The organism is uncultured Ruminococcus sp., assembly GCA_902785355.1.
In the GTDB taxonomy this organism is placed as follows: Bacteria; Bacillota; Clostridia; order Oscillospirales; family Acutalibacteraceae; genus Ruminococcoides.
Map to the genome: position 1 here is coordinate 1 of CACZYF010000062.1, position 6,328 is coordinate 6,328.

Consider the following 6,328-nt stretch of genomic DNA (forward strand, 5'->3'; position numbering starts at 1 on the left):
TTTTTGATATATGGATGTAAATAAACGCAGAGTTGTGCCGTTCTACCCGCACGTCGTTCCTGCCCCCTTGTTGTCAGGAGCGTTATCTCGCTCGCTCTTACTTACGCAAGAGGTCTTGGCGGAGTATCCCGTGCAGACGGTCATTCAGTTGTATATAAATATAGCGGGTAACGCTATAAGTTTAGTATAATACACAAATATGTTTATGTCAAGTGGTTTTGAAGAAAATAATTAAACTTTTTTATTTACATTGCTCTTGACGACATTAAACTTATATGCTATTATAATTACAAGAAAATTCGACAAGGAGTGAGAATAATGGCTATTGGCGAAAGAATCCGCTTTATCCGTAATCTCAGAGGAATGACACAGAAATACTTAGGTATAATGGCAGGCTTGCCTGAAAGAACTGCCGACATCCGTATGGCGCAGTACGAAGCAGGAACAAGAACGCCGAAAGAAGATTTAACTAAGGCTTTGGCTCACGCTTTAGATGTATCGCCCGACGCTTTGACCGTACCCGACATTGATTCCTATATCGGTTTAATGCACACGCTGTTTGCCTTAGAGGATATATACGGTCTGACGATTGAAAACAGGGACGGCGAAATCATTATGCGTATTGATCCGTTCAAGAGCAGAGAAGCAAGAAATCTTTTGGATGAGCTTCCGAGTTGGTGCGAAATGCGTGAAAAATACCGCAAGGGCGAAATCAGCAAGTCCTAAGTATGATACGTCCGGGCATTGGGTGAAAGTGCCGTCTAAAGAGCTGAGCGACGCACTGATTGAGGCGTTCAAAGATATAATCAAAGAGTGATACAAATCGAAGTATGTGGAGGGTAAGAAAATGAAAGAGTTATGGAACAGATATTTAAAGATACCGGCATTCTTATATTTCATGCTTTATACATTAGCTACTATAGCAAACAGCATATTCTATCTTGTTCAAGGTACATATGAGGATCCTTCCGGAAATTGGCACGAAATAGATAGAGCCGTATTAGTTCTTATAGTGGTAATAGCTTTTGCGCTTATCAGATATATTAAAATAAAGAATTTCTTGTTGAAGGTATTAACTGTTTATGTTCCTACAATGCTTCTTGTTTTCATATATGTATTTATAAGAGGACTTACAGTTGAACTTGCAGGTTCGGCATATAGAGATGTCTTTATTAATTATACAGCAGGATTTATTATAGTATCGATTATTGTCTTTATTATAACTATAATTAGAAAAAAGAAGAGTACAGCTATTAGTGATAAACAGACGAGAAAATAAAAATTAATACTGTTTAGCAAAATCGTTTCTGTCTATCACGATTAATAACGACAAAAAGCCCTTAGCTGCATTTGTACACAGCTAAGGGCTTCATCATATGGATTTTTACAGTCACAATCCAAAGAATGATTATTCCTTTATCCCACAACCACCTGATTCACAGAATAATTGCGGTAATAGCGACTGTTATCAAATTGTTATCAAAAGCAACGCAAAAGGCTCGTAACCTCGCATAAATACTGGGTTTTCGGCGTTTTACATATCACTCCCACTCCACCGTGCCGGGGGGCTTAGAGGTGATATCATAGACGACGCGGTTGACCTTATCGACCTCGTTGATGATGCGGTTCGATACCCTGCCGAGGATATCGTAGGGGATCTTCGCCCAGTCGGCGGTCATGAAGTCATCGGTGGTGACGGCGCGGATCGCGACCAGCTCGCTGTAGGTGCGGCTGTCGCCCATGACGCCGACGGTCTTGACGCCCGGCAGAACGGCGAAGAACTGGCTCATCTCCTTTGCGTAACCGCACTTATCCATCTCGTCGCGCAGGATCGCGTCAGCCTCCTGTAAGATACGGACGCGCTCGGCGGTGACCTCGCCGATCACGCGCACGCCCAGTCCCGGACCCGGGAACGGCTGGCGCCATACGAGGTCATGCGGCAGTCCGAGCTTCTCGCCGACGGCTCGCACCTCATCCTTGAACAGATCCTTCAGCGGCTCGATCACATCCTCAAAGTGGATATCCTTCGGCACGCCGACCTGATTATGATGGGTCTTGATCTTGGATGCGTCGCCCTTGCCGCTCTCAATACGATCGGGATAGATCGTCCCCTGCGCGAAGAAGCCGCTGCCGTAGCTCTCGCGGATCTTGTTCCAGAAAACATTATAGAACTCGGTGCCGATCACGGTACGCTTGTCCTCGGGATCGGTCAAGCCCTTGAGCTTCGAAAGGAACTCGTCCTGACAGTTGATGCGGACAAAGTTCATATCGAAGAGCTTGGTGAAGGTCTCTTCCACGAAGTCACCCTCGTTCTTGCGCATGAGTCCCTGATCGACGAAAACGCAGGTCAGCTGCTTGCCGACCGCCTTGGAGATCAGCGCCGCGGCGACAGAGGAATCCACGCCGCCGGAGAGTCCGAGCACAACGCCCTTGTCGCCGATCTTCTCACGAAGCTCCCTTACCGTATCGTCGATAAAGCTGTCCATCCTCCAGTCACCCGCGCAGCCGCAGACGTCGTAGAGGAAATTATGCAGCATCTGCTTACCGTACTCGGTATGGGTGACCTCGGGGTGGAACTGCACGCCGTAGAGCTTTCGGCTCTCGTCGCACATCGCGGCGACGGGGCATTTATCCGTGACCGCGATGGTGGTAAAGCCCTTGGGCGGGTGAGGGATGTAGTCGCGGTGACTCATCCAGCAGATACTCTTAGACGGTACGTCGGTGAACAGGACGTTCTTCTGCGCGTAAACGTCGATCTTGCCGTACTCGCTGCTGTCCTCGGCGCTCTCGACCATGCCGCCCGCCATGTACGCCATCAGCTGACAGCCGTAGCAGATACCGAGGATCGGTACGCCGGCGTCAAGGATCGCGGGGTCGAAGTGAGGTGACGCGGGGTCATAAACGCTGTTCGGCCCGCCGGTGAAGATCACGCCCTTGTAGCCCTCGGCGACGATCTCATCGACAGTGATCTTGTTATACGGTTTGATCTCGGCATAAATGCTCTGCTCACGCACACGACGCGCGATCAGCTGGTTATACTGTCCGCCGAAATCGAGCACTAAGATTTTTTCCATATTATCCCTCCGGTTTTACGAAATAGTTCATACCTTTAAAAATCAATGGTCAGTGAAGAAAACAACATAAGACTGCTGTCATCATGCCGCTTTGACTGATCACTGACCATCGGTCACTTTATACTATATATTGATCTCCGCGTTCTCGCGGTCTACGCCGTCGAGCAGCGGGCGGGTCTTGTCGACCAGCGCCTGTACCTGTTCGGGACAGCGGCCGATGTAGGCGCTCGGGTTGAGCACGTCGGTCATCTCCTCTTCGCTGAGCGGGAAGCCCTCGTCCTCGGCAAGCATATGGAGAAGATTGCAGGGCTCGCCCTTATCCATCGCGGCGATCGCCTGCATGGAGCAGCGGCGGATGATCTCGTGCAGCTCCTGGCGGTTGCCGCCGCGCTTGACGCCCTCCATCATGAGGTTCTCGGTCGCGATAAAGGGCAGGTAGGTCATGACGGTCTTGTTGATGACGTCGGTGTTGACATAGATATCCGCAGTCACGCGCTGTAAAATACGCAGTACCGCGTCGGCGCAGAGGAAGCCCTCGGGGATCGACACGCGGCGATTGGCGCTGTCGTCAAGAGAACGCTCCATCCACTGGACGGAGACGGTCATCGGCGCATTCAGCGCGTCAGCCATCAGATAACGCGACAGTGAGCAGATACGCTCGCACATCATCGGGTTGCGCTTATAGGGCATCGCGGAGGAGCCGACCTGCGTTTTGGCAAAAGGCTCAAAGAGCTGGCGGTCGTGCTGCAGCAGGCGCATATCGGTCGCGAGCTTATGGGCGCTCTGCGCGATCGACGAGAGCGCGTTGAGGATACGGCTGTCCACCTTGCGGGGATAGGTCTGACCCTGTACGTCGAAGATCTCATCGAAGCCGAAGGCAGAGGCGATCTTCCGGTTCAGTGCGTTGATCTTCTCTCCGTCGCCGTCAAACAGCTCGACAAAGCTCGCCTCCGAACCCGTCGTACCGCGGCAGCCGAGGAACTTGACGTTCTTCAGCGCGAAGTCGATCTCATCGAGGTCGGACACAAAGTCCTGCAGCCAGAGGGACGCGCGCTTGCCGACGGTGACCAGCTGAGCGGGCTGGTAGTGGGTGTAGCCGAGGGTCGGCATCGCCTTGTACTTCTCACAGAAGTCGGTCAGGTTCGCGATGACCTTCAACAGCTCACGGCGGATGTAGACCAGCGCGTCACGATAGAGCACGAGATCGGCGTTATCGGTGACGTAGCAGGAGGTCGCGCCGAGGTGGATGATACCGGCGGCGGAGGGAGCCTCCTTACCGTAGGCGTGGATATGCGCCATGACGTCGTGGCGGAACTCCTTCTCCTTCTCGGCGGCATACTCGAAGTCGATATCCTCGATATGCGCCTCGAGGTCGGCGACCTGCTCGGGGGTGATGGGCAGACCCAGCTCACCCTCGGCGCGAGCCAGCTCGACCCACAGCTTGCGCCATGTCTCGATACGGGTCTCGGCGGAGAACAGGGATTTCATATACTGCGACGCGTAACGCGCCGAAAACGGACTTTCGTAATTACCTCTCATAATTGGCTCCTTATCGAATGATGATGCTTTCTCTCTCGGGACCGACGGAAACGTACTTGATATAGCAGCCGATCGCCTTCTCGATATACAGCACATAATCCTGCGCTGCCTGCGGCAGATCCTCAAAGCGTCTGATACCGCTGATATCACAGCCCCAGCCGGGCAGGTACTCGGTGACGGGCTGCGCCTGATCGAGCAGGCTCGGGAAGGGGAACTTATCGGTCTTGCTGCCCTTGACGAGATATTTGGTGCAGACGGGGATCTGCTCCATATAACTCAGGACGTCGAGCTTGGTCAGCGCGACGGCGGTAGCGCCCTGCTTCTTCACGCCGTAACGGGTCGCGACGACGTCGAACGAACCCACGCGGCGGGGTCTGCCGGTCTTGGCGCCGTACTCGCCGCCCGCCTCGCGGAGCTTGTCAGCCTCTTCGCCGAACCACTCGGAGGTGAACGGACCCTCGCCCACGCAGGTGGAGTACGCCTTGACTACGCCGATGACCTCGTCGAGCTTCATATACGGAGCGCCCGCGCCGATGGGCGCGTAAGCGGCGATGGTGGAGGATGAGGTGGTGTAGGGATGGATGCCGAAGTCGATATCTCTCAGCGAGCCGAGCTGCGCTTCGAACAGGATATTCTTCTCCTTCTTCTCGCAATCATCATAAAAATCATCGAGGTCGCCGATGAAGGGCATGAGCGGAATACAGTAGAGGTCGTACCACTCCTTGAGCTGATCGAGCGTGGTCGGCTCGGCGCCGTAGACCTTCTCGATCGTCAGGTTCTTCCACTCCATGATACCTTCGAGGTGCTCGAAGAACGCCTTTGCGTCGAAGAGCTCGCCCGCCAGCACGGTCTTTTTCTGATATTTGTCGCTGTAAAAGGGCGCGATGCCCTGCTTGGTCGAGCCGTACTTCTTATCGGCGAGGCGCTGTTCCTCGAGGCAGTCGAGCTCCTTGTGCCACGGCAGAAGGAGCGACGCGCGGGAGCTGATCTTGAGGTTATCGGGCGTCAGCTTCACGCCCTTGGAGCGAACGTACTCGATCTCCTTCATAATACTCTCGGGATCAACGGCAACGCCGTTGCCGATGACGCTGACGACTCCCTCGCGGAAGATTCCCGAAGGCAGCAGGTGCAGCGCAAATTTACCATACTCGTTGATGACGGTGTGACCCGCGTTGCCGCCGCCCTGATAACGGACGACAACGTCATAATCGGAGCTGATCAAATCGACCATACGCCCCTTGCCTTCATCGCCCCAGTTGATTCCGACGATCGCACAATTTGACATAATATACCTCCCAGAAAATCAATATAAAACATTATTATCTCACTCTACCACAGTATAGCACAAAAAATTTTTTAATGGTAGTATATTCGCTTCAAACCGCTGAATTTCGGCTATATTACAGAAGAATAATTGCCGTTCGGAATTTTTTTTATAAATTTTCTTATAAATAATAATAAAAGCAGTTGTAATTTTTAAAACTTTATGGCATAATGTAATCGCACCAATATAATCTTTAAGGAGGTACACTTAAAATGTTCAAGAAACTTTTGTCAGTTCTTTTGGCAGTCATGTTGGTTGTTTCCGTAATAGCTATTTCCGCTATCAATTTCAACGCAGTGGAAACAGAATCCACCAAGCTTTATTTCGACGCAGGCAAGTCCGGCTGGGATGTCACCGCTAAGAGCAAGGTCGGCTTCTACATCTACTCGCT

4 protein-coding genes and 1 pseudogene are annotated in these 6,328 nt (G+C 52.0%); 2 read left to right on the top strand and 3 right to left on the bottom strand.

The genetic code is table 11. The features are described 5' to 3' along the window. Nucleotides 1-318: 318 nt before the first annotated feature. Nucleotides 319-817 (top strand): annotated as a pseudogene (locus R2I50_RS09855) (helix-turn-helix domain-containing protein). A 30-nt stretch (nucleotides 818-847) separates the two neighbouring features. Continuing rightward, nucleotides 848-1,279 carry a DUF6608 family protein gene (locus tag R2I50_RS09860; RefSeq protein ID WP_316608971.1) on the top strand — a complete coding sequence of 144 codons (432 nt, stop codon included), beginning with the start codon at nucleotides 848-850 and terminating at the stop codon, nucleotides 1,277-1,279. A 262-nt stretch (nucleotides 1,280-1,541) separates the two neighbouring features. Here R2I50_RS09860 and guaA read toward each other — a convergent pair whose 3' ends face one another. The 3 genes from guaA to R2I50_RS09875 all read right to left on the bottom strand — a co-directional run bounded on the left by guaA (nucleotide 1,542) and on the right by R2I50_RS09875 (nucleotide 5,898). Continuing rightward, complete coding sequence (gene guaA, locus R2I50_RS09865) at nucleotides 1,542-3,074, bottom strand: glutamine-hydrolyzing GMP synthase (RefSeq protein ID WP_316608972.1); 1,533 nt, start codon at nucleotides 3,072-3,074, stop codon at nucleotides 1,542-1,544. A 123-nt stretch (nucleotides 3,075-3,197) separates the two neighbouring features. Beyond that, entirely contained in the window at nucleotides 3,198-4,613 is a 1,416-nt protein-coding gene (gene purB / locus R2I50_RS09870) for an adenylosuccinate lyase (RefSeq protein ID WP_316608973.1), read from the bottom strand. 10 nt (nucleotides 4,614-4,623) lie between these two features. Continuing rightward, the gene (locus R2I50_RS09875; RefSeq protein ID WP_316608974.1) at nucleotides 4,624-5,898 is read right to left on the bottom strand and encodes an adenylosuccinate synthase; all 1,275 of its coding nucleotides are present in this window, start codon (nucleotides 5,896-5,898) and stop codon (nucleotides 4,624-4,626) included. Between the last annotated feature and the right edge of the window lie 430 nt (nucleotides 5,899-6,328).